We start from the raw sequence: 22,387 nt of genomic DNA, 5'->3' as shown, positions 1-22,387 counted from the left end.
CTCCGAATCAGACGCGTTCGATGATGGTGGCGATGCCCATGCCGGCACCGATGCACAGCGAGGCCAGCGCGGTGGACTTGCCGGTGCGCTCCAGCTCGTCCAAGGCGGTGCCGAGGATGATGGCGCCCGTGGCGCCGAGCGGGTGGCCCATGGCGATGGCGCCGCCGTTGACGTTGACGCGATCGAGCGAGACACCCAGGTCACGCGCGGTCTTCATCGGCACGGTGGCAAAGGCCTCGTTGATTTCCCACAGGTCGATGTCGCTGGCCTGCATGCGGGCCTTGCCGAGCGCCTTCAGGCAGGCGGGCGTGGGGCCGGTCAGCATGATGGTGGGTTCGGAGCCGATGACCGCACACATGCGCACCTTGGCACGCGGCTTGAGGCCGGCCTTGAGACCCGCTTCCTTGCTGCCCAACAGCACCAGGGCGGCACCATCGACGATGCCCGAGGAGTTGCCGGCGTGGTGCACGTGGTGGATTTTTTCGATGGTGGTGTAGCGGTCGAGCGCGGTCGCGTCGAAGCCCATGGTGCCCATCATCTCGAAGGAGGGATTCAGCTTGGAGAGCGACTCCACCGAGGTGCCGACGCGGATGGTTTCATCCTTGGCCAGCATCGTCATGCCATTGAGGTCGGTGACGGGCACGACCGAGCGGTCGAAGCGGCCATCGGCTTGCGCAGCCGCGGCGCGGCGGTGTGACTCGGCGGCGAAGGCATCCAGATCCGCCCGGCTGAAGCCTTCGAGCGTGGCGATGAGGTCAGCGCTGACGCCTTGCGGGATAAAGCCCAGACCGGTGTTGACGCGCGGGTCCATGGCCCAGGCGCCGCCGTCGCTGCCCATGGGCCAGCGGCTCATGGACTCGACGCCACCGGCGACCACCATGTCTTCCATGCCGGACATGATCTTGGCCGCAGCCAGGTTGACGGCTTCCAGGCCCGAGGCACAGAAGCGCGACAGCGTGACGCCAGCGACCGACTCGGCCCAGCCGGCGTCGAGCACGGCAGTGCGGGCGATGTCAGCGCCCTGCTCGCCTACCGGCGTGACGCAACCCATCACCACGTCATCGACCAGCGAGGTGTCGAGGTGATGGCGTTGTTGCAGCGCCTGCAGCAGCGTGCGCAGCAGCCACACCGGCGTGGCCTGGTGCAGGCTGCCGTCTTTCTTGCCCTTGCCGCGCGGCGTGCGCACGGTGTCGTAGATGTAGGCTTCGATCATGAATGGTTCCTCAAAGATGGCGGGATGGCGCGAGCGTCAGATCACAAGAAACGGCTCGCGAGCTCCTTCATGATTTCGTTGGTACCGCCATAGATGCGCTGCACGCGGGCGTCGGCGTACAGGCGAGCGATCACGTATTCCTTCATGTAGCCGTAGCCGCCAAACAGCTGCAAGCATTCGTCGATCAGCTTGCACTGCTGGTCGGTGATCCAGTACTTGAGCAGCGCGGCACGCTCGACGCCCAGCTCCCCCTTGAGGTGAGACACCATGGCCGCGTCCACCATGGCGCGCGAGGCCATCAGGAGGGCCTGGCATTCGGCCAGCGTGAAGCGGGTGTTCTGGAAGTTGAAGATGGGCTTGCCGAAGGCCTGACGGTCCTTGGTGTAGGCCAGGGTTTCCTGCATGGCCAGCTCCATCGCGCCCACGCCGCCCACGGCGACGATCAGGCGCTCTTGCGGCAGCTCCTGCATCAGCTGGAAGAAGCCCATGCCTTCTTGCAGACCCAGCAGGTTCTCCTTGGGCACGACCACGTCATCGAAGAACAGCTCGGAGGTGTCCTGCGCGTCCATGCCGATCTTGTCGAGGTTGCGGCCGCGGCGGAAGCCGGTGACCTCGTCGGTCTCGACCACCAGCAGCGAGATGCCTTGCGCGCCCTTGGTCTTGTCGGTCTTGCAGACGACGACGATGAGGTTGGCGAGCTGGCCGTTGGTGATGAAGGTCTTGCTGCCGTTGATCTTGTAGGTGTCGCCCTCCAGCACGGCGGAGGTGCGCACGCCCTGCAGGTCGGAGCCGGTGCCGGGCTCGGTCATGGCGATGGCGCCGATCAGCTCGCCGGTGGCCATCTTGGGCAGCCAGCGCTTTTTCTGCTCTTCGGTGCCGTAATGCAGGATGTAGGGGGCGACGATGCCCGAGTGCAGCGAGCCGCCAAAGCCGGCCTGACCAGCCGCGGCCTGGGCCAGGATCAGGGCAGCTTCGTGGCCGAAGTCGCCACCGGCACCACCGTACTCTTCGGGCATGGAGGCGCACAGGAAACCGTTGGCACCGGCTTCGCGCCAGGCTTCGCGGTCCATCATGCCCTGGGCACGCCAGGCTTCGTCCTTCGGACCCCACTGTTCTTTGAAGAAGCGTGTGGCCGACTCCAGCAGCATCTTGTGCTCGTCGGTCATCCAGGTGGATTCGAAGTTCTGAATGGGCATGAGGTCTCCTCAGGAAAAGCTGCGTGGACCGCTTGACGCGACGCCTTCCCTTCAGACCCTTGACGGTAATTTGAATTACCGTTGGTGGAAACCCGTAGAACAGACATCCTGGACGACAGATTTTGTCGTCCTGTCGCATGGAATGCCTTTGTGCATCGCGTCTGCGGCAGATGATCCATGTTGATCAAGGCCGCGTCGCAAGGCAAGAGGATTGGGCCTGATTCGGCGAACGATCGTTCATTTGGTAAGATGAATTACCAACTTGGAAAGCCGGATTCCCATGCCCGCCAGCACCCCCAGCGCCCCGCCGCCGCGCACCCACGAGGAGCGCCGCGCCATGCTCGCCACCATGCGCACCGACACGCTGCAGCGCATCGAAAAGGCGGTGTTGAGCCTGTTCTCCCAGCGCGACTTCCATGAGGTCAGCCTGATCGACGTGGCGCGCACGGCCCATGTGTCCCTGCAGACGATCTACAAGTACTTCGGCAGCAAGGAGGTGCTGGTGTACGCGATGCTCGACGTGATGCTAGGCCGCCTGGCCGAGCGCATGCTCGACCACCTGCAGGGCATCGACAACGTGCGCGAGCGCCTGCGCAAGACCTGCTGGGTGACGCTGGACTACATGGACAAGCACCCGGCCGTGATCCTGCTGCTGTTCACGGCGGTGCCGGTGTCACGCCACAACCAGATCGGCATTTATGAAAGCCCGGAGCTGATGGGAGCGTTTCGCGGCGTGCTGAAAGACGGGCAGGCGCGCGGGGTGCTCAACAACACCGTGTCCTCCAAGGTACTGCTGGACGTGTTCATGGGCATCATCGGACGGGTCATCCTGATGCATGTGGTGCGTGGTGAGCAACGTCCGCTGGTGGACCAGTTCGACGCGCTGTTTCACATCGTCTGGCGGGCGATGTCGGACGACTGAACGCGCACCAGACGACGCGACACTCACAGCGCCACCGCCTTGCCTACCGCGAGGATGGGACCGGTCGGACGGCCGATGGGCGAGCCGTTGGCCGGCTCCATCGTGAGCTCGAACAGCTGTCGCTGTCCCAACGCAGGCAAGCGAGAGGCCGGGATCACATAGGTTTGCCCCGCCTGAACGAGGCCCAGCGAGGTGGGACCGGCAGCGCCTTCGGGCTTGGTCCAGAATTCCATCGCCTTGCCGGCCGGCACCACGGGCATCGCGCCCACGGGGATGAGGCGCACGTCGCCGCCCGCGGCCGCCTCCACCACCCAGGTTGTGGTGCGATCGGGCGCCTGCAGCACGGCCAGGTAACGGGCGCTGACCACTATGCTGTCGGGCTGACGGATGGTGACCAGCACTGTGCCCATCACCACGCTGGCCGCCACGGCCAGGCCGCTGACGACTTGCCAAAAGCGGGTGCGGCGCCAGAACGGATCGTTCGCTGCCGGCGCCATCACCACCGGCGGACGCCCTGTTCCCAGGCGACGGGCGATGCGCGACCACAGGTCGGGACGCACCATCATGGGCGCCGTGTGGGCGTGAAAGTTCAGGAACCGATCCTGCCAGGCGTACACCTCGGCCTGCAGCTCGCGGTCGATGCGCAGCTGGGCTTCAAAGGTGTCGCGCTCGCTCGGGGTCAGGGTGCCGAGCACGTACTCGCCCGCCGAGGCGGTGCGTTCCAGTGCGTCTTGCAAGTTCATGTCAGGCACTCCTTGAGGGCCAGCAGACCGCGGCGCACCCAGGATTTGATGGTGCCCACAGGCCGGTTGCGGCGCTGGGCAATCTGTTCATGGGTGTAGCCTTCCAGATAGGCGTCCACCACGCATTGGCGCTTGTCATCGTCCAGTTGCGACAGGCAGTACTGGAGGGCCGCATCGTCCAGGTCGGGTGCGGTGTCCGTGTGCGTGGCGGTGCTGTCGATGAGCGCCGTCAGCTCATCGCCCACGGGTGTTTCGCGCTCGGCGCGACGGGCTTCGTCCAGGGCCCGGTGACGCACGATGGTGTAGATCCAGCCGCGTCCCGATCCGAGCGAGCGCTGGTAGGTCCCGGCACGCTGCCAGATTTGCACGAAGGCCTCTTGCAGCACATCGTGCGCCAGCTCGCGGTTGCGCACGATGCGCATGGCCACACTCAGCAGCCAGCGCGACTCACGCTCGTAGATCGCCTGCAAGGCGAACTGCTCACCGCGAGCACAGGCCTCCAGGGCGGCGTCATGGTCAAAATCCAGGCTCATTGACGGGGTCCATGGGGGATCAGGCAAGACCGGAAATCCCAGCCTCGCCACATTATGACGTGCGCTTGAGGGCGCCCGTGCTCAGTGCTGGCTCAAGGGCACGGCGATGTCGACCACACTCAGGTCAGAGGCCAGCTTGCCGCGCGGCTGGGCCTTGCCGGTCAGCACGTCCACGCTGTAGAGCGCCACCGAGCCGTCGGCCGCGTGCATCGTGGCCAGTGCGCGGTTGGAGACGGTGATGCCGTCACGCAGCACGCTGTAGATGTCGAAGCCGGTGGTGCTGGACGCGTCCACGGTCAGCTTGCCGGTGGCCATCAGCGAGCCGGCATTGGGCGGCGACTGCAGCACGACCTGATCCTGGGTGGCGTCCAGCACGAACAGGGTGGTGCCGGTAGTGGGCGGCGTGGCCGGGCTCAGGTCGTTGTTGGTGTAAGCCGCGGCCACGATGCCCTGGGCCGGGGTGCCAGCGGTGTAGTTCAGCGTGCCGTCGGCGAGGGTCACACCGTTGGCGTTGACGTTGTGGCGCAGGTTCTGACCGGCATCACTGACGATGCGCAGGCGGTCGGCTGCGGGGTTGAAGTCTACGCCAAAGGTGGTGCCGGACAGGGGCACGCTCAGGCGGTTGACCAGGGCGGCCGCCGCGTTGACGGTGCTGAGGGTGTAGACCCCGCCCGCATCGCCCACGCCGTAGAGCAGACCGTCTTGCACGCGGAAGTCGATGCCGACCAGACGGGTGTCACCTTGCAGGCCATTGACCATGCCGATGAGGCGGGCCTTGGAAGGCTTGTGCTCATTGAAGCAAACCAGACGACTGTCGGCGGTCAGGGCCACGACGTCGAGCTTGTCGTCGGCAGAACCTTTCTTGCCGGCCAGGGTGCCGGCGGTGCCGCTGGCACAGCTCAGCGGCGGGGTGTCGCGGCGCATGTCGGCCTGGGCGCCGAAGGACAAGGCCAAGAGGGTGGCGGCCAGCGAGAGGGAGAAACGGTGTTGCATGACTTTTTCCTTGCGTGAATGAACGTGGGCGATCCGGATGGCGACCCGGCCTCGATATGAGGCGATGCGGGCGCTCATCTGGGACTACGAACGGATGCAGGAAAAAGATGCAGTGCGGATGAAAAAAGTTGAAAAAACTTCGGCCGACCTGTCAGCCCCCTCGGGCGGCGGCCTCGCGGAGCTTGTCCTTCTTGCTCTTGCGCTTGCCTTTGACGCCACCATTCGGGTCGAGTCCCTTGGGGCCGTCCACGACGCTGCCATCAGTCGGCGCCGGTGCCGCCGGCTCGAATCCAGCCAGGCGTTCGCGCGGCACGCGTTGACCCTGGCGCTTTTCGATCAGACGGAAATGCGACTCGGCGTCGGGCGTGATGAAGCTGATGGCCAGGCCGCTGGCGCCCGCCCGGCCGGTGCGGCCGATGCGGTGGATGTAGTCGTCGGGCGAGCGGGGCAGGTCGAAGTTGACCACCACGGGCAGGCCGGCGATGTCGATGCCGCGCGCGGCCACGTCGGTGGCCACGACCACCTGCAGTTCGCTGGCCTTGAAGGCGTCGAGCACGGCGCGGCGGGCGCCCTGGCTCAGGTCGCCATGGAAGGCGGCCGCGTGAATGCCGGCCCGGTGCAGCTTGTGCGCGACCAGTTCGGTGGCGTACTTGGTGGCGGCAAACACCAGCACGCGTGAGGTGCTGCCCCAGTCACTGGTCTGGATCAGGTGCTTGAGCAGCTGGGCGCGCTGGGGGGCATCGACCTCGATGGCGCGCTGGGTGATGTCCGGACGGGTCTCGGGCTCGGCCGGCACCTCGATGCGCAGCGGGTCGTGCAACAAGGCCGAAGCCAGGGCCTGCACCTCGTCGGCAAAGGTGGCCGAAAAGAACAGGCTCTGGCGGCGCGCCGGCAGCATCGCCAGGATCTCGGCCAGCTCGTCGGCAAAACCCAGGTCCAGCAGACGGTCGGCCTCGTCGAGCACCAGGGCGGCCACGTCGTCGAGGCGCACGGCGTTGTGCTGGACCAGGTCGAGCAGGCGCCCCGGTGTGGCCACGACGATGTCGGCGCCACCGCGCAAGGCCATCATCTGCGGGTTGATGGACACGCCGCCAAAGGCGGTGACGACCTTGACGGGCGCGCCCAGGCCCTGGGCCAGTTCACGGGTCACGCCGCCCACCTGATCGGCCAGTTCGCGCGTGGGCACCAGGATCAGCACCAGCAAGCGGCGCGGCGTGCTGCGGCGCGTACCCAGCACCTGCTGCAGGAGCGGCAGCACGAAGGCGGCGGTCTTGCCCGAACCGGTCTGCGCCAGACCGAGCACATCGCGCCCCTGCAAAATGGCCGGGATGGCGGCCGACTGGATGGGCGTGGGGTGCACGAAGCCCTGATCGGCGGCGACGCGGGCCAGGGGAGAGGTCAAACCAAGGGAAGCAAAGGGCATGGCGGCAGTGTAAAGGCGCCCCTCCCTACATGTCCCTGCGACAATCGGGGTTTTGTCCCGTTCTGAGAAGGAAAATCCCATGTCCACCATCCCCGCTTGCCCCGTTTGCGCCATGGAGAACACCTATCAGGATGGCGACAACTACGTCTGCCCGGACTGCGCCCATGAATGGCCAGTGGCCGCCCAGGCCGAGGAAGGCGAGGCCGACGCGGTCATCAAAGACGCGCACGGCACCCCGCTGGCCGATGGCGACAGCGTCATCCTGATCAAGGACCTCAAGGTCAAGGGCTCCTCGCTGGTGCTGAAGAAAGGCACCAAGGTCAAGAGCATCCGCCTGGTGGGTGGCGACCACGATGTGGACTGCAAGATCGACGGCATCGGCAGCATGTCGCTGAAGTCCGAGTTTCTGAAGAAGGCCTGAGGCCGGCCTGAGCCTTGGCTGGCGGCCCCTGCAATCTAGGGCTTGGGTTGGCGCCCAAAGTGCCGATATAGACAGCAAGCCTTGCCGAACACCGCGGGGCGTCGCCCGAAAGCACCATGTCGAATCACCTCGCCCCTGAACACGAAGCCCAGCGTCTGGCCGCTGTGGCGGCCCTGGCCTGCACGGCCGACATGGGCGATCCGGCCCTGGATGCGCTGGTGCGGGTGGCCGCCCAGAGCTTTGGTGCGCCTGCGGCGGTGATCAGCCTGATGCAGGCCGACCACCAGGTCTTTGTGGCCCGGGTGGGCGTGGATGTGTCGGAGTTGGCGCGGACCGAATCGCTGTGTGAACCGGTGCTGGCCTCGCCGCAGAGCCCGCTGGTGGTCGAAGACCTGAGCGCCGACCCGGCACGTGCCCAACACCCGCTGGTGCAAGGCGAGCCGCATGTGCGCCTGTACGCTGGCGCGGCCCTGTGCGACGACCAAGGTCTGGCTGTGGGCACCCTGGTTTTGCTCGACACCCAGCCTGCGGCGCCCTGGACCGAAGTGCAACGCCGCAGCTTGCAGGACCTGGCCCTGGTGGCCGCCCGCATCTTGCAAGACCGGCGCAGCCTGCGCGAGCACGCAAGCTCTGCGCTCGTGCCACACGAGGCGCAGACCACCCTGGCGGCGGCGCTGCCCGGTTTGCGTCCGGCCGATCAGTTTCAGGAGCAGTTGGAAGCCGAACTGGCCCACGCCATGCGCACGGGCGAACCCTTTGCCTTGCTGGCCCTGGACATCGACGGGATCGACACCATTGAAACCGGCTTCGGCGCCGCCGCCGCCGAGTTCGCCCTGCACGACACCGTGCAACGCCTGGCCCAGCAGGTGCGCCTGGGCGATGTGCTGGCCCGCCTGGGGCCGACGCGTTTCGGCGTGCTGATGCGCCACGGTGGCGACGACGAGGCCGAAGGCCTGCAACGACGCATCGCCCACGCCGTGGCCGCGCCGCTGGTGCTGCCCAGCGGCGACGAGGTGGGTGTGGGACTGGCCATGGGGGTGGCGGCGTATACGGACGCCACCGAATCCCTGCACCAGTTACAGGAAGCCGCGCTCACGGCACTGGAAGCCGACCGGGCCCTGCAAGCGCGACGCTGGCAGGCCTTCACGCTGACACGCTGAACTCAGCGCGCCTCGCCGTCTTCCTGCTGCTTCTCGGCCAAAGTCTGGCGGCTGCGCGCGTTGATGACGCGCAACTCGGCCAGCGCCGTGTCGATCTGGGCGCGTTTGGCTTCGAGTTCCGCAATGGCCGCATCGGTCTTCTCGATGACATAGGTGAGCTGCTGGATGCGGCCTTCGCCGCGCTGCCCATACATGTCCAGGTAGTGCTTGATCTCGGCCAACGGGGTGCCGAGCGACTTGGCCCGCAGGATGCGGGTCAGCCGGGCGCGATCCACTTTGTTGTAGACCCGGGTGCCATTGATGCGGCGCGGCGCCAGCAGGCCCTTGGTTTCGTAAAAACGCAGGGCACGGGGCGAGACCTTGTACAGCTCACACACCTCGGCGATGCCCATCAGGGCGTCGGCGCTGGTGTCGTCCTCGTCGTCAAAGGCCCAAGACGGTGGTAGGCCCGTCTCGCGCTGCGCGAGCTCGGACGTCGATGCATTTTCAGCTTTGGCTTTCACGGAACCCACCACGACAAGAACACCCCACTTCGTTTTCCGGACGCCATGTTAACGGGCCGGGACACTCCTCGCCCGTTCGACAGCCGAACCTGCGAGGTTTCCCAAGGGTAGCGACGCGCCGCCCAAGGCTGGCTAGGTAGTTTACCTAGTCAGCATTTGATTGACGTTAACGTCAAGCAACTCTACAGTGAACCTGTCCTCTCCAGACTGGTTCACCAAGATGCCTGCCCTGCGATCTGCCCTTCACACCAAGTCCCCTGCCTTCCAGGCCAACGTCGACCGCATGACGGAGCGCCTGGACCAGGTCCGCGCGCTGGAAGCCCAGGTGCGCGACGGCTCGGCCGACAAGCGCGCCAAGTTCGACCAGCGTGGGCAGTTGCTGCCGCGTGAACGCGTGGCCCGCCTGCTCGACCGCGGCTCGCCCTTTCTCGAGTTCAGCACCCTGGCCGGCCTGGGCATGCACGACGACGACGGCAAGAAGTCCGTCCTCGGCGGCGGCACCATCATCGGCGTGGGCATCGTGGCGGGCAAGCGCTGCCTGATCACCGCCAGCGATTCGGCCCTCAAGGGCGGCACCGTCTCACCGATGGGCCTCAAGAAGGGCCTGCGCGCGCAGGAAATCGCCCGCGAGAACAAGCTGCCCCTGATCTGCCTGGTCGAGAGCGGCGGCGCCAACCTGATGTACCAGGCCGAGATCTTCGTGGAAGGCGGGCGCAGTTTCGCCAACCAGGCGCGTCTGTCGGCCATGGGCATCCCGCAGATCGCCGTGGTGCACGGCTCGTCCACCGCTGGCGGCGCCTACCTGCCCGGCCTGTCCGACTACGTCGTGCTGGTCAAGGGACGCTCCAGCATCTACCTGGCCGGCCCCCCACTGGTCAAGGCCGCCATCGGGGAAGACGCCACCGACGAGGAACTGGGCGGCGCCGAGATGCACGCCAGCGTGACCGGCCTGGGCGAGTACCTGACCGACAACGACGCCCATGCCATCGCCCTGACCCGCGACCTGGTCGACAAGCTGAAATGGGATGCGGCCACACCGCCCAAGGCCGACGTGGTCGCGCCGCTGTACGACGAGCAAGAGCTGCTCGGCTGCATCCCCGCCGACGACCGCGAGCCCTTCGACACCCGCGAGGTCATCGCCCGCATCGTCGATGGCTCCGACTTCCTCGAATTCAAGGCGGAGTACGGCCACGAAACCCTGTGCGGCCACGCCCGCATCAACGGTCACCTGGTCGGCATCCTGGGCAACAACGGCCCGATCCAGCCCAGTGGTTCGACCAAGGCCGCGCAGTTCATCCAGCTGTGCGACCAGTCCGGCACCCCGCTGCTGTTCCTGCAGAACACCACCGGCTACATGGTCGGCAAGACGGCCGAGCACACCGGCGCCATCAAGCATGGCTCCAAGATGATCCAGGCCGTGGCCAATGCCCGCGTGCCGAAATTCACCGTGGTGCTCAACGGCTCGTTTGGCGCCGGCAACTACGGCATGTGCGGTCGCGGCTTCGACCCGCGCTTCATCTTCAGCTGGCCTTCGGCCCGCACCGCCGTGATGGGCGGCGCCCAGGCCGCCAAGGTGATGGAACTGGTCACGCGCGGCAAGATGGAACGCGCCGGCATGCCCGTCAACGACGCGATGCTCGAAGGCATGTCCGGCGAGATCCGCAAGCGCCTGGACGCCGAGGCCAGCGTGCTGTTCGGCACCGCCCGCCTGTGGGACGACGGCGTGATCGACCCACGCGATACCCGCCGCGTGCTGTCGATGTGCCTGGATATGGCCGCCGAAGCCGAACAGCGCCAGCTGCGCCCCAACACCTTCGGCGTGGCTCGTCTGTAAGCCCTGCCCTCCCCCTGCCCTGTCTGCCCCACCCGCCGTTTCAAGGACCGCTCATGCAATTCACCGCCGAACACCTCACCCTCAGCGACACCGTCAAGCGCTTCGTCGAAAACGAGATCAACCCCTATTCCGACGAATGGGAAAAGGCCGGGCACTTCCCCGCCCACGACGTCTTCAAGAAGCTGGGCAACCTGGGCCTGCTGGGCATCAAGTACGACACCGCCTACGGTGGCATGGGCCTGGACTTCTCGTACTCGATGGTGGCCTCGGAAGCGCTGGGCGTGGCCAACTGCGGCGGCGTGCCGCTGGCCATCGGCGTGCAGACCGACATGTGCACCCCGGCCCTGCACCGCTTCGGCTCGGACGCGCTGAAGAAAGAATTCCTGGCCCCGGCCATTGCCGGTGACATGGTCGGCTGCATCGGCGTGAGCGAAGTGGGCGGCGGCTCGGACGTGGCCGCGCTCAAGACCACGGCCAAGTCCGATGGCGACGACTACGTCATCAATGGCTCCAAGATGTGGATCACCAACGGCATGCAGGCCGACTGGTGCTGCCTGCTGGCCAACACTTCCGAAGGCAAGGTCCACGAGAACAAGTCACTGATCATCGTGCCGATGGACGCCAAGGGCATCGAGCGCCAGAAGATCGACAAGCTGGGCATGCGCTCGTCCGACACGGCGCAGCTCTTCTTCGACAACGTGCGCGTGCCCAAGCGCAACCTGATCGGCGTCGAAGGCACGGGCTTCATGATGCAGATGCTGCAGTTCCAGGAAGAGCGCCTGTACGGCGCGGCCAACTCGCTGCTGATGATGGACCGCCTGATTGACCTGACCATCGCGTACTGCAAGGAGCGCAGCACTTTCGGCACGCCGCTGATCCACAACCAGGTCATCCACTTCCGCCTGGCCGAGCTGCGCACCGAGGTCGAGTTGCTGCGCTCGCTGACCTACCGCGCGGTCGAAGACTACGTGGCGGGCAAGGACGTGACCCGCCTGGCCTCGATGGCCAAGCTCAAGTGCGGTCGCCTGACCCGCGAAGTGACCGACAGCTGCCTGCAGTACTGGGGCGGCATGGGCTTCACCTGGGACAACCCGCTGGCCCGCGCCTACCGCGACGGTCGCCTGGTCTCCATCGGAGGCGGCGCCGACGAAATCATGCTGGGCATCATCGCCAAGCTCGAAGGCACCCTGCCCAAGAAGGCCCGCTGAGGATCACCCCATGAGCCACACCACCCTTCAGGTCCAGATGGACCGGGGCGTCTGCACCCTCACGCTGAACCGGCCCGAGGTGCGCAACGCCATGTCCATGACCATGGTGCAGGAGCTGCTCACCGCCCTGAGTGACGCCGAAGCCGACCCGCAGGCCCGCGTGGTGGTGCTGCGCGGCGCGGGCGGCCACTTCTGCGCCGGTGGCGACATCGGCGACATGGCCCAGGCGCGCATGAAGCTGGCGCAGCAGCAGGCGGCACTCAGCGCCGGGCAGGCGGTCAACGAGCGCAACCCGATCGAAGCGGTCAACGCCGCGTTCGGTCGCCTCTGCCTGGCCTTCTCACGCTCCAGCCTGCCCATCGTCACCGTGCTGGAAGGCACGGTGATGGGCGGCGGCTTCGGCCTGGCCTGCGTGTCCGACGTCACCCTGGCGCGCGACAACGTGAGCTTCCGTCTGCCGGAAACCTCGCTGGGCATCGTCCCGGCACAGATCGCGCCCTTCCTGGTCGAACGCCTGGGCTACGCCGAGGCCAAGCGCCTGTCGGTGACGGGCGCCAAGGTCGATGCGCAGGAAGCCCTGACGATCCGCCTGGTGCACGAGGTGCATGCCGACGAGGCCAGCCTGGCTGCGGCGCTGCAGCGCACGGTCGATCGCATCCTGGCCTGCGGCCCCAAGGCCATCACCGAAACCAAGTTGCTGCTCGCCCGTGCCCGCCACACCTCGGCCGAATACCTGATCGACGACGCCGCGGCGGTGTTCGCCCGCGCCGTGCTCAGCGAAGAAGGCCAGGAGGGCACCAGCGCCTTCATGCAAAAACGTGCGCCGACCTGGGTTCCATGACCCACCCCCTACGCGCTGCGCGCGCCCCCTCAAGGGGCACCACCAACGGACCGGCGAAGCCGGATCCATGGTGGTCGCTGGGATGACACCGCATGCAGAGATGTTCACCATAAAGACACCATGCTGAAAAAAATCCTCATTGCCAATCGCGGCGAGATCGCCTGCCGCGTCATCCGCACCGCCCGCAAGCTGGGCTACCGCACGGTGGCCGTCTACAGCGAAGCCGATGCCCAGGCCCCGCACGTCAGCCTGGCCGACGAGGCCGTCTGCATTGGCCCCGCCCCCGCGGCCGAGTCCTACCTGAAGGCCGACGTGCTGCTGGCAGCCTGCCGCCAGACCGGTGCCAACGCCATCCACCCCGGCTATGGCTTCCTGTCGGAAAACGCCGCCTTCGCCCAGGCCTGTCGTGATGCCGGCGTCATTTTCATCGGCCCCTCGCCCGAAGCCATCCGCGTGATGGGCGACAAGGCCGGCGCCAAGCAGGAGATGATCAAGGCTGGCGTGCCCACCGCGCCCGGCTACCTGGGGGCCGATCAGAACGACGAGACCCTGATCGCCGAAGGCCAGCGCCTGGGCTACCCGCTGCTGGTCAAGGCCGTCAGCGGCGGCGGCGGACGCGGCATGCGTCTGGTGCACCAGGACAGCGAACTGGCCCAGGCCATCGTCAGTGCCCGACGCGAAGCGCAAAGCGCCTTCGGCGACGGCACGCTGATGCTCGAGCGCCTGATCCTCGACGGCCGCCACATCGAGATCCAGGTCTTCGCCGACAGCCACGGCAACGCCGTCTACATCGGCGAGCGCGACTGCACAGCGCAGCGCCGTCGCCAGAAGGTCATCGAAGAGTCCCCCTCCCCGGTCGTCAGCCCCGCCATGCGCGAGGCCATGGGCCGCGACGCGGTGCTGGCCGCCAAGGCGATTCACTATTGCGGCGCTGGCACCATCGAGTACATCGTTGACCAGAACCTGAACTACTACTTCCTGGAGATGAACACCCGCCTGCAGGTGGAGCACCCGGTCACGGAAATGATCTCGGGTCTGGACCTGGTGGAGTGGCAGTTGCGCGTGGCCTCAGGTCAGCCTCTGCCCCTCACACAAGAGCAGATCACGCTGAGCGGCCATGCCGTCGAGGCGCGTCTGTACACCGAAGACCCCTACGCCAACTTCGCCCCGCAGACCGGGCGCATCGCCTGGTGGCGCCCCGAGCAGGCCCTGTTCGACGGCGTGCGCATCGACGACGGCATCCGCGAAGGCGGCGAGGTCAGTCCGCACTACGACCCGATGGTGGCCAAGCTCATCGTGCACGGCCGCGACCGCGACGACGCGATCCGCCGCCTGATCGCCACGCTGGACGACGCGCCCCTGCTGGGCCTCAACCACAACGCCCGCTTCCTGCGCGACCTGGTGGACCACCCGCGTTTCCGCGCTGGCACCATGACCACCACGCTGATCGACCAGTGGCAAACCGAGAGCGAGCCCCTGCTGCAGCGCCCTGCTGCCCCCGACACCGCCTGGCTGCTGGCCGCCGCCCTGCACGCCGTGCACCGTGAAGGCCGTGCCACCGACCTGCGCGCCGCCAGCGTGCTGGCCTACGACATCCCGCTGGCCTGCGGCAGCGACCAGCGTGCCCTGCGCGTGCAGCACGGCACCGGCCACACCTACCTGGTCCACCCCACGCCCATGGCGCCTGCCACCCCACTGCGCCTGCTCTCGCACGACGAAGCCACCGGCTGGTGCCGCTACGAACTGGACGGCGTGCAAAAGCGCGTCCGCGCCGTGTGGGTCGGGGAAGAACTGCACCTCGTGATCGAGGCGGCCACCCACGTGTTCACCGAGGTCTCGGCCTGGCCCAACCAAGGCAGTGGTCAGGACCCCAGCCGCGGCCTCTCGCCCGTGGCGGGCACGGTGGCACAGGTGCTGGTCAAGCCCGGTGATGCGGTCGTCGAAGGCCAGCCGCTGCTGAGCATCGAGGCCATGAAGATGGAAATGTGGCTCTCCGCGCAAGCCCCGGGCGTGGTCAAGGCCGTGCATGCGGTCCCGGGCGAACAGGTGCAGGCCAAGGCCCTGCTGATCGACATCGAACTCACCAAGGATCAATGATGGACAAGGCCATTCTCACCTGCGCGCTCACCGGCGTGCTGACCGACCCCAAGCAACACCCGGTGCCCGTCACGGCCCAGGAAATGGCCGCCGCCGCGCGCGAGGCCTACAACGCGGGCGCGTCCATCATGCACGTGCACCTGCGCCAGCAGGCCCCCGGCATGGGGCGCTTCCCCAGCTGGGACCCGGCTGTGGCCGCCGAGATCGACACCGCCATCCGCGAGGCCTGCCCCGACGTCATCATCAACCTGACCACCGGCGTGGTCGGCACCGACATCTCCGGCCCGGCGGCCTGCATCCGCGCAGTGCGCCCCGAGATCGCCGCCTGCAACGCCGGCAGCCTGAACTACCTCAAGATCAAGGACAACGGCGAATGGGCCTGGCCCCCGATGCTGTTCGACAACCAGGTCGACAAGGTCAAGGCCATGCTCGACGTGATGAACGAAACCGGCACCCGCGCCGAGTTCGAATGCTTTGACGTGGGCATCGTGCGCTCGGTGGGCATGTACAAGAAGGCCGGCATGACCGACCACCTCGAATACAACTTCGTGATGGGCGTGGCCTCGGGCATGCCGGTGGACGCCGACCTGCTCAAGCTGCTGGTCAAGTACCGCGAACCCGACACCATCTGGCAGACCACCCTGATCGGCCGTGAAGAGATCTGGGCCGTGCACCAGGCCACCGCCGACCTCGGCGGCATGCTGCGCACCGGCGTGGAAGACACCTTCTACCTGCCCGGAGGCGCCCGCACCACTGGCAACGGCCAGCTGATCGAGGCCCTGGCCCAGTGCGCGCGCAACGCCGGTCGCGCCATCGCCAGCCCCGCCGAAGCCCGTGCCCTGCTCGGCCTCAAGCCCCGCAGCGCCCATGGCGTCTCATCGCCCCTCGTCACTGCCTAAGGACATACCCCAGAACGGGTGGCCCCCCTCACAGGCACCGACTGAAACTGGCATCATCGATCAGCGCCCTTACGCAGTCGTCGACCGGTTCATGGTGTCCAGCCCTCTTCTCCCCACCACCCACAGCGAGCCCCCTGCGCCTCGGGGTCGCGCGTCGGCGGCGGCGGATTGGCATGGCACCGCTCAACAGGGCTTGCATCGTCTGCAAATCACGGTGTTGCCCTACTGCATCGGCGTCGGGTCTGCCTACCTCGGGAGCACGCTCCACGCTGTGCCACTGTGGGCGGCGCACGCCCTGGCCCTTTGGTGCACGACCGGCGTCTTGCTGTTCTGGGCCCTGTTGCACCACGACCTGACTGAACAATGGCATGACCCCGCCCTGATTTTTCCCCAGGTGCTGTTCGGCTGTGGCGCCGTGGTCTTGGCCTACACCCTGATCGACGCATCGAGAGGCCTGGCCCTGTTGTGGCTGTGCCTGCTGATGCTGTTCGACATCCACCGTCTCACCACCCGCCAACTGGTGCTGGCTACGATGGGATCGCTCACCTTGATGGTCGTGGCCACGCTGCTGCATGACCAGCTGCATGACACCCCCATCGACCGGATCTCGGAATGGATCAGCTTGGGCACAGGCGCCATCGTCATGCCAGTGATGCGCCTAGTCTCGCTCAAGAGCTACCGCATGCGCAGCGAGATGCTGGCCCAACGGGCCGCATTGGCCCAGACGGTCGCCGACCTGGAGCGCGCCTCAGCCCATGATGCGCTGACAGGCCTGATCAACCGCCGCCACATGCAGACCCTGCTCGATGAAGAGTTTCGCCGCCTGCGCCGCACCGAGCAGGCCTTCTGTCTGGCCATCATCGACCTGGATCACTTCAAGCAGATCAACGACCAACACGGCCATGCAGTGGGCGACGCCGTCCTGCAAGGCTTTGCCCAGGTGGCCCAGACCGCCTTGCCCCCCACCGACCGACTGGCCCGCTGGGGCGGCGAAGAGTTCCTGCTGCTGATGCCGGAGACGGGTCTGCCGACCGCCCAACAGCGCCTCGACGCCCTGCAACAGAAGGTGCGCCAGCATGACTGGGCGGCCTTCGGCGAGGGCCTGACCGTGAGCTTCTCGGCCGGCCTGTGTGAGCCGGGCGGGCGGGTGCCGCTGCACCGCGATCTAGAACGCGCCGACCGCGCCCTCTACAAAGCCAAAGCCCAGGGCCGTGCCCGCACGGTGCTGGCCGACCGCACATGAACGCCGTCGCCACCTCGTCTTGGTCCGACCGCTTGCTGGGCACCGACCCACGCATGCGTGACCGCACGCTGATGTGTCTGCTCGGCGGCCTGGTCTACCTGGTGTGGTTCCTGGTGATGGTCACGTTCGCCATCCCCCAGCAGCGCATCAGCGCCCAACTCGGGCTGATGTTCGGCCTGCTCATGCTGCCGGGCATGCTGTTGTTCTACCCCTTGGTGCGCAGCGGCTGGACCCAACGCTTTGCCGACCCGGGGCTGATGTCCGTCCAGATGCTCTGGGGTTGCCTGATCGCGGTCGTGGCCTATGCCACCGTGCCCACCGGTCGGGCCGCCTTGTTGCAGACCATGGGCTTGGCCCTGGTCTTCGGCTTCATGAGTCTGAGCCCGCAGGCGGCCCTGCGTACCGGCGCGATCCTGGTTGGGATGCTGCTGGTGATGCTCGTGTGCGGTTTTGTGTGGTCACTGCCCGCCTTCCGTCCCGCCGCCCAAGCCGTCAAGCTGCTCTCGGCTGCCTTCATCATGGGCCTGATCACCCTGCAGTCGCGCAAGTTTGCGCTGCTGCGTGAACGCATCGTGACCGAGCGGCGCGAGCTGGCCGCCGCGCAGAGCGCGCTGGAGAGAGTCACCCGCCACGATGCACTCACAGGACTTCTCAGCCGCCAATACGGCCAGGAACGACTGGATCAGGAGCACCAGCGAGCCAAGCTCAGTGGCCGACCCTTTGGCGTGGTTCAGATCGACCTGGACCATTTCAAGCAGATCAACGACCAGCACAGCCACCAGGTGGGCGATGAGGTGCTGATGGCGTTTGCGCAAGCCGCGCGTGAAGTGCTGCGCGACACCGATCTGATGGCCCGCTGGGGCGGCGAAGAATTCTTGCTGATCCTGCCTGACACGCAGCAGCCCCAGGAAGCCCTGCAGGCACTGGAACGCCTGCAAGCCAAGCTGGGCACCACCGTCGTATCCGCCGCTGTGCCCAGCTTGCGGATCAGCTTTTCAGCGGGCTATGCGCTGTGGGCGGCACCTGAGGACGTGGACATCTTGCTGCAGCGCGCCGACCGCGCCCTGTATGCTGCCAAGCACGCTGGCCGCCGGCGCTGCGTGCAAGCGGCCTGAACGCCTCAAGCCGACAAACCCAAGGCCACCTGGGTCGATTGCGCCACCCGCTCGCCCTTGAGGCGGTGCACCTCGTCGACCAGACGCTGCGCCACATCACGCAGCTCGGCGACGGAACTGGCCTTCTCGATCTCCAAGGAGAAGTGGTAGCCCTTGATCAGCCCCAGGTGGCTCTTGATCTGGGCATTGAGTTGCTCGTACAGCTGACCGTAACTGAGCGTGCTTTCCGCAGCCGGCGGCGTGCGCATGGGGGGAGTGGCAGGGGCGGTGGCCGGCGGCGCCAGCACGGCGATCAGTCCGGCATCTTGCAAGGTCTGCAGATCCTCAACCGTGGCCCCCTGCACCATCGACAGCCACTCGGTCGCCGCCCGTGCAGAGTCGATCACAAACAGCAGGTTGCGCGCCGTGCGCGACAACGGCAAAGACCGCGCCCGAAGCTCCTGGCGACCCAGCTCGGTCTTGGTGAAACACGCCCCCATCGTTCCTCCCCTCACGGCATTGACCTTGTCTTTGACGAGACCCACCCGCCTGTTCTGGCGAGCAAGCAGGAATGTTAGGCGACAGGAACTCGACGTGGGCTATCGTTAGCCCTGCGTACAGAACAGGGCATGTTTTGACGTCCACCGACACGTGCGCGGTGATACGCAAAGCGCCACGCCCATGAAAAAGGCCGGTCCACAGACCGGCCTTCAGAAGCGTGCGCGTGAACGCGTCGCAGGCGCTTACTCGACCGCCTTGACCATGTCCTCGACCACCTTCTTGGCATCGCCAAACACCATCATGGTCTTGTCCATGTAGAACAGCTCGTTGTCCAGACCGGCGTAGCCGCTGGCCATGGAGCGCTTGTTCACGATCACCGTCTTGGCCTTGTAGGCTTCGAGGATCGGCATGCCATAAATCGGGCTGCCCTTGACGTGAGCCGCCGGGTTCACCACGTCGTTGGCGCCCAGGATGATGGCCACGTCGGCCTGGCCGAACTCGGCGTTGATGTCCTCCATCTCATGCACCTGGTCGTAGGGCACTTCGGCCTCGGCCAGCAGCACGTTCATGTGACCGGGCATGCGACCGGCCACCGGGTGAATGGCGTACTTGACGTTGACACCCTTCTCGGTGAGCTTCTGTGCCAGTTCCTTGACCGCGTGCTGGGCACGGGCCACGGCCAGACCGTAGCCGGGCACGATGATGACCGACTCGGCATTGCCGAGGATGAAGGCGGCATCGTCGGCCGAGCCGCTCTTGACGCTGCGCTGCTGCTGCGCGCCACCGGCGGCCGCGGCCCCGGCGTCACCGCCGAAGCCACCCAGGATCACGTTGAAGAACGAGCGGTTCATCGCCTTGCACATGATGTACGAAAGGATGGCACCGGACGAACCCACCAGCGAACCGGCGATGATCAGCATGGAGTTGTTCAGCGAGAAACCGATGCCGGCCGCGGCCCAGCCCGAGTAGCTGTTGAGCATCGACACCACCACCGGCATGTCGGCGCCGCCAATGGGGATGATGATCAGCACGCCCAAGATGAAGCTCAGCGCCACCAGGGCCAGGAACACGTCCATGCGCTGCGTGGCCATGAAGACCCCGATCAAGGCGATGGCCAGCAGACCCAGCACCAGGTTCAGCATGTGCTGACCCTTGAAGATCACCGGCGCGCCCTGGAACAGACGGAACTTGTACTTGCCGCTCAGCTTGCCGAACGCGATGACCGAGCCCGAGAAGGTGATAGCCCCAATGGCCGCACCCAGCGACAACTCCAGCAGGTTGCCCACCGGGATGGGCGCCACCGAACCGTCCACCGGCTTGGCGACGATCTGGAAGGCGTAGGGCTCGGCCACCACGGCGATGGCGATGAACACCGCGGCCAGGCCGATCATGCTGTGCATGAAGGCGACCAACTCCGGCATCTTCGTCATCTCGACGCGCTTGGCCATGATGGCGCCGGCACCGCCGCCGACCACCAGAGCGCCCAGCACATAGCCCAGGCCTTCACCGAAGTTCACGCCCAGTGCCGCAGCCTGACCATGGATCAGGCCGACCGTGGTCAACACGGCAATCGTCATGCCGACCATGCCGAACAGGTTCCCCCGGATCGACGTGGTGGGGTGGCTCAAGCCCTTGAGCGCCTGGATGAAACACACCGAGGCGATCAGGTACAGCAATGCAATCAGGTTCATGCTCATTTACTTGGCCCCCGCCTTCTTGTCCTTCTTCTTGAACATTTCCAGCATGCGGCGGGTCACGAGGAAGCCCCCGAACACGTTGACCGCTGCCAGCGCCACGGCCAGCACGCCCATGGATTTACCCAGGGGCGTCACGGTCAAGGCCGCCGCCAGCATGGCGCCCACGATGACGATGGCCGACACCGCGTTGGTCACGGCCATCAAAGGGGTGTGCAGGGCGGGCGTCACCGTCCAGACCACGTGATAGCCCACATAAATGGCCAGCACGAAAATCGAGAGGTTGATGACAACGTGTGAAACAGCTTCCATCGCGTGGTCTCCAAGTGAAAAGATGAGGATCAGGTGAACTTGCGAACTTCTTTGACCTTGTTGCCGGCGTCCAGCAACACAACCTTGGGCTTGTAGCTGGCCACTTCTTCCTCGTTCATCGGCGCGTAGGTGCAGATGATGAGCAGGTCGCCCACATGGGCACGACGGGCGGCCGCGCCATTGAGGGAAATGGTGCCGGAGCCACGCGGCGCCTTGATGATGTAGGTGGCAAAGCGCTCGCCGTTGTTGACGTTGTAGAGCTCGATGTACTCGAACTCTTTCATGTCGGCCGCGTCCATCAGGTCTTCGTCGATACCGCAGGACCCTTCATAGTCCAGGATGGCTTCGGTGACGGTGGCGCGGTGCAGCTTGGCACGCAGCATGTTGCGTTGCATGGTATTTACTCCTCAGGGCACAAAAGCCACGTGCTCAGGCACGCAGCAACTGGCCATCACGACACATCAGGCAGGCCTTGACGATGTCGTCTTCCAGATCGACATGGAACTGGCCTTCCTTGTTGATGACCAGTTTCAAGAAATCGATCACGTTACGGGCATAGAGCGCAGAGGCGTCAGCGGCCACCAGCGCGGGCAAATTGGTTTCACCGACCAGGGTCACGCCGTGCTTGACGACGGTCTGGCCAGCTTCGGTCAGGGGGCAGTTGCCGCCTTGCGCTGCCGCCAGGTCCACGATGACCGAGCCGGGCTTCATGGACTTGACCATGTCTTCCGACACGAGCACCGGTGCAGCACGGCCCGGAATCAGGGCGGTGGTGATGACGATGTCGGCCTGCGCCACGCGCTTGGCCACTTCGGCCTTCTGGCGGTCCAGCCAGGACTGGGGCATCGGACGGGCGTAACCGCCCACGCCTTCGGCGGCTTCCTTCTCTTCGGCCGTTTCATACGGCACGTCGATGAACTTGGCGCCCAGCGACTCGACCTGCTCCTTCACCGAAGGACGCACGTCGGAGGCCTCGATGACCGCGCCCAGGCGCTTGGCCGTGGCGATGGCCTGCAGACCAGCCACGCCCACACCCAGGATCACCACGCGGGCAGCCTTGACGGTGCCGGCGGCGGTCATCAGCATCGGGAAGATGCGCTGGTACTTGTCGGCGGCGATCATGACGGCCTTGTAGCCCGCCAGGTTGGCCTGCGACGACAGCACGTCCATGCTCTGCGCACGGGTGGTGCGGGGGGCGGCTTCGAGCGCGAAGGCGGTCAGCTTGCTGTCGGTCAATGCCTGCAGCCCGTCCTTGTCGAAGGGGTTGAGCATGCCCACCAGCACGGCGCCCGGCTTCATCAGCGCACGCTCGTCGGCATTCGGCGAACGCACCTTCAGCACCATCTCGGCCCCGAAGGCACCGGCCGCATCGGTGATCTCGGCACCGGCGGCCACATAGGCCTCGTCGGTCACGCTGGCGGCCACGCCGGCTCCGGACTGCACGCGAAGCGTGTGGCCCTGGGCCTTGAGCTTCTTGACGGTCTCCGGGGTCACGGCCACGCGGCTTTCGCCAGCGGTGGTCTCCATGGGTATGCCAATGAGCATACGGATCTCCTA

At 66.2% G+C, this 22,387-nt stretch carries 22 protein-coding genes; 10 read left to right on the top strand and 12 right to left on the bottom strand.

Annotated elements, in window-relative coordinates; translation table 11 throughout:
• Nucleotides 1-7 precede the first annotated feature (7 nt).
• Nucleotides 8-1,210, bottom strand: coding sequence for an acetyl-CoA C-acetyltransferase (locus WIT60_RS00940; protein WP_445207629.1), 1,203 nt, complete (start codon nucleotides 1,208-1,210; stop codon nucleotides 8-10).
• 44 nt (nucleotides 1,211-1,254) lie between these two features.
• Nucleotides 1,255-2,409, bottom strand: coding sequence for an acyl-CoA dehydrogenase family protein (locus WIT60_RS00935; RefSeq protein WP_320362816.1), 1,155 nt, complete (start codon nucleotides 2,407-2,409; stop codon nucleotides 1,255-1,257).
• A gap of 280 nt (nucleotides 2,410-2,689) precedes the next feature.
• On the opposite strand from WIT60_RS00935, the gene WIT60_RS00930 reads away from it, so the two are divergent.
• Nucleotides 2,690-3,331, top strand: a complete 642-nt coding sequence (locus WIT60_RS00930; RefSeq protein ID WP_339582077.1) for a TetR/AcrR family transcriptional regulator — start codon at nucleotides 2,690-2,692, stop codon at nucleotides 3,329-3,331.
• A 23-nt stretch (nucleotides 3,332-3,354) separates the two neighbouring features.
• On the opposite strand, the gene WIT60_RS00925 is transcribed toward WIT60_RS00930, so the two are convergent.
• From WIT60_RS00925 to WIT60_RS00910, 4 genes are all read right to left on the bottom strand, one after another.
• Entirely contained in the window at nucleotides 3,355-4,074 is a 720-nt protein-coding gene (locus tag WIT60_RS00925; protein WP_339582076.1) for an anti-sigma factor, read from the bottom strand.
• The gene (locus WIT60_RS00920; RefSeq protein WP_339582075.1) at nucleotides 4,071-4,607 is read right to left on the bottom strand and encodes a sigma-70 family RNA polymerase sigma factor; all 537 of its coding nucleotides are present in this window, start codon (nucleotides 4,605-4,607) and stop codon (nucleotides 4,071-4,073) included. Before WIT60_RS00920 ends, WIT60_RS00925 begins: the two co-directional genes overlap by 4 nt.
• A gap of 81 nt (nucleotides 4,608-4,688) precedes the next feature.
• Entirely contained in the window at nucleotides 4,689-5,600 is a 912-nt protein-coding gene (locus tag WIT60_RS00915; RefSeq protein ID WP_339582074.1) for a DUF4394 domain-containing protein, read from the bottom strand.
• 151 nt (nucleotides 5,601-5,751) lie between these two features.
• Nucleotides 5,752-7,023 carry a DEAD/DEAH box helicase gene (locus WIT60_RS00910; protein ID WP_339582073.1) on the bottom strand — a complete coding sequence of 424 codons (1,272 nt, stop codon included), beginning with the start codon at nucleotides 7,021-7,023 and terminating at the stop codon, nucleotides 5,752-5,754.
• A gap of 79 nt (nucleotides 7,024-7,102) precedes the next feature.
• Between WIT60_RS00910 and WIT60_RS00905 the strand changes: the two genes are divergently transcribed.
• Both WIT60_RS00905 and WIT60_RS00900 read left to right on the top strand, forming a co-directional pair.
• Nucleotides 7,103-7,444, top strand: coding sequence for a zinc ribbon domain-containing protein YjdM (locus WIT60_RS00905; RefSeq protein ID WP_339582072.1), 342 nt, complete (start codon nucleotides 7,103-7,105; stop codon nucleotides 7,442-7,444).
• 116 nt (nucleotides 7,445-7,560) lie between these two features.
• A complete protein-coding gene (locus WIT60_RS00900; RefSeq protein ID WP_339582071.1) occupies nucleotides 7,561-8,604 on the top strand; it encodes a GGDEF domain-containing protein in 1,044 nt (347 codons plus the stop codon).
• Between the two features lie 2 nt (nucleotides 8,605-8,606).
• Here WIT60_RS00900 and WIT60_RS00895 read toward each other — a convergent pair whose 3' ends face one another.
• On the bottom strand, nucleotides 8,607-9,107 hold the full coding sequence (locus tag WIT60_RS00895) for a MerR family transcriptional regulator (RefSeq protein ID WP_339582070.1): 501 nt from the start codon (nucleotides 9,105-9,107) through the stop codon (nucleotides 8,607-8,609).
• Between the two features lie 220 nt (nucleotides 9,108-9,327).
• Here WIT60_RS00895 and WIT60_RS00890 point away from each other — a divergent pair, with 220 nt between their 5' ends.
• From WIT60_RS00890 to WIT60_RS00860, 7 genes are all read left to right on the top strand, one after another.
• Complete coding sequence (locus WIT60_RS00890; RefSeq protein WP_339582069.1) at nucleotides 9,328-10,941, top strand: acyl-CoA carboxylase subunit beta; 1,614 nt, start codon at nucleotides 9,328-9,330, stop codon at nucleotides 10,939-10,941.
• Between the two features lie 53 nt (nucleotides 10,942-10,994).
• Nucleotides 10,995-12,149 carry an acyl-CoA dehydrogenase family protein gene (locus WIT60_RS00885; protein ID WP_339582068.1) on the top strand — a complete coding sequence of 385 codons (1,155 nt, stop codon included), beginning with the start codon at nucleotides 10,995-10,997 and terminating at the stop codon, nucleotides 12,147-12,149.
• Nucleotides 12,150-12,159: 10 nt separating this feature from the next.
• Nucleotides 12,160-12,990 (top strand): enoyl-CoA hydratase/isomerase family protein, encoded by an 831-nt coding sequence (locus WIT60_RS00880; protein ID WP_339582067.1) that lies wholly within the window; start codon nucleotides 12,160-12,162, stop codon nucleotides 12,988-12,990.
• 120 nt (nucleotides 12,991-13,110) lie between these two features.
• Complete coding sequence (locus WIT60_RS00875) at nucleotides 13,111-15,087, top strand: acetyl/propionyl/methylcrotonyl-CoA carboxylase subunit alpha (protein ID WP_339582066.1); 1,977 nt, start codon at nucleotides 13,111-13,113, stop codon at nucleotides 15,085-15,087.
• Nucleotides 15,084-15,986, top strand: coding sequence for a beta-keto acid cleavage family enzyme (locus tag WIT60_RS00870; RefSeq protein WP_445207622.1), 903 nt, complete (start codon nucleotides 15,084-15,086; stop codon nucleotides 15,984-15,986). The genes WIT60_RS00875 and WIT60_RS00870 overlap by 4 nt, the downstream gene beginning before the upstream one ends.
• Before the next feature lie 193 nt (nucleotides 15,987-16,179).
• Entirely contained in the window at nucleotides 16,180-17,229 is a 1,050-nt protein-coding gene (locus tag WIT60_RS00865; protein ID WP_339582064.1) for a GGDEF domain-containing protein, read from the top strand.
• Nucleotides 17,226-18,344 carry a GGDEF domain-containing protein gene (locus WIT60_RS00860; protein ID WP_339582063.1) on the top strand — a complete coding sequence of 373 codons (1,119 nt, stop codon included), beginning with the start codon at nucleotides 17,226-17,228 and terminating at the stop codon, nucleotides 18,342-18,344. The genes WIT60_RS00865 and WIT60_RS00860 overlap by 4 nt, the downstream gene beginning before the upstream one ends.
• 5 nt (nucleotides 18,345-18,349) lie before the next feature.
• Here WIT60_RS00860 and WIT60_RS00855 read toward each other — a convergent pair whose 3' ends face one another.
• The 5 genes from WIT60_RS00855 to WIT60_RS00835 all read right to left on the bottom strand — a co-directional run bounded on the left by WIT60_RS00855 (nucleotide 18,350) and on the right by WIT60_RS00835 (nucleotide 22,375).
• Nucleotides 18,350-18,868 (bottom strand): hypothetical protein, encoded by a 519-nt coding sequence (locus tag WIT60_RS00855; protein ID WP_339582062.1) that lies wholly within the window; start codon nucleotides 18,866-18,868, stop codon nucleotides 18,350-18,352.
• Between the two features lie 198 nt (nucleotides 18,869-19,066).
• Nucleotides 19,067-20,521, bottom strand: coding sequence for an NAD(P)(+) transhydrogenase (Re/Si-specific) subunit beta (locus WIT60_RS00850; protein WP_339582061.1), 1,455 nt, complete (start codon nucleotides 20,519-20,521; stop codon nucleotides 19,067-19,069).
• Nucleotides 20,522-20,830 (bottom strand): NAD(P) transhydrogenase subunit alpha part 2, encoded by a 309-nt coding sequence (locus WIT60_RS00845; RefSeq protein ID WP_339582060.1) that lies wholly within the window; start codon nucleotides 20,828-20,830, stop codon nucleotides 20,522-20,524. It abuts the gene before it with no gap.
• Nucleotides 20,831-20,859: 29 nt separating this feature from the next.
• A complete protein-coding gene (panD, locus tag WIT60_RS00840; RefSeq protein WP_339582059.1) occupies nucleotides 20,860-21,225 on the bottom strand; it encodes an aspartate 1-decarboxylase in 366 nt (121 codons plus the stop codon).
• A gap of 34 nt (nucleotides 21,226-21,259) precedes the next feature.
• Entirely contained in the window at nucleotides 21,260-22,375 is a 1,116-nt protein-coding gene (locus WIT60_RS00835) for a Re/Si-specific NAD(P)(+) transhydrogenase subunit alpha (RefSeq protein WP_339582058.1), read from the bottom strand.
• Nucleotides 22,376-22,387 lie beyond the last annotated feature (12 nt).

Source organism: Aquabacterium sp. G14 (genome assembly GCF_037482285.1).
Taxonomy (GTDB): Bacteria; Pseudomonadota; Gammaproteobacteria; order Burkholderiales; family Burkholderiaceae_C; genus Aquabacterium.
The sequence above is the reverse complement of the archived record's forward strand: the minus strand, read 5'-3'. Positions and strand labels throughout refer to the sequence as shown.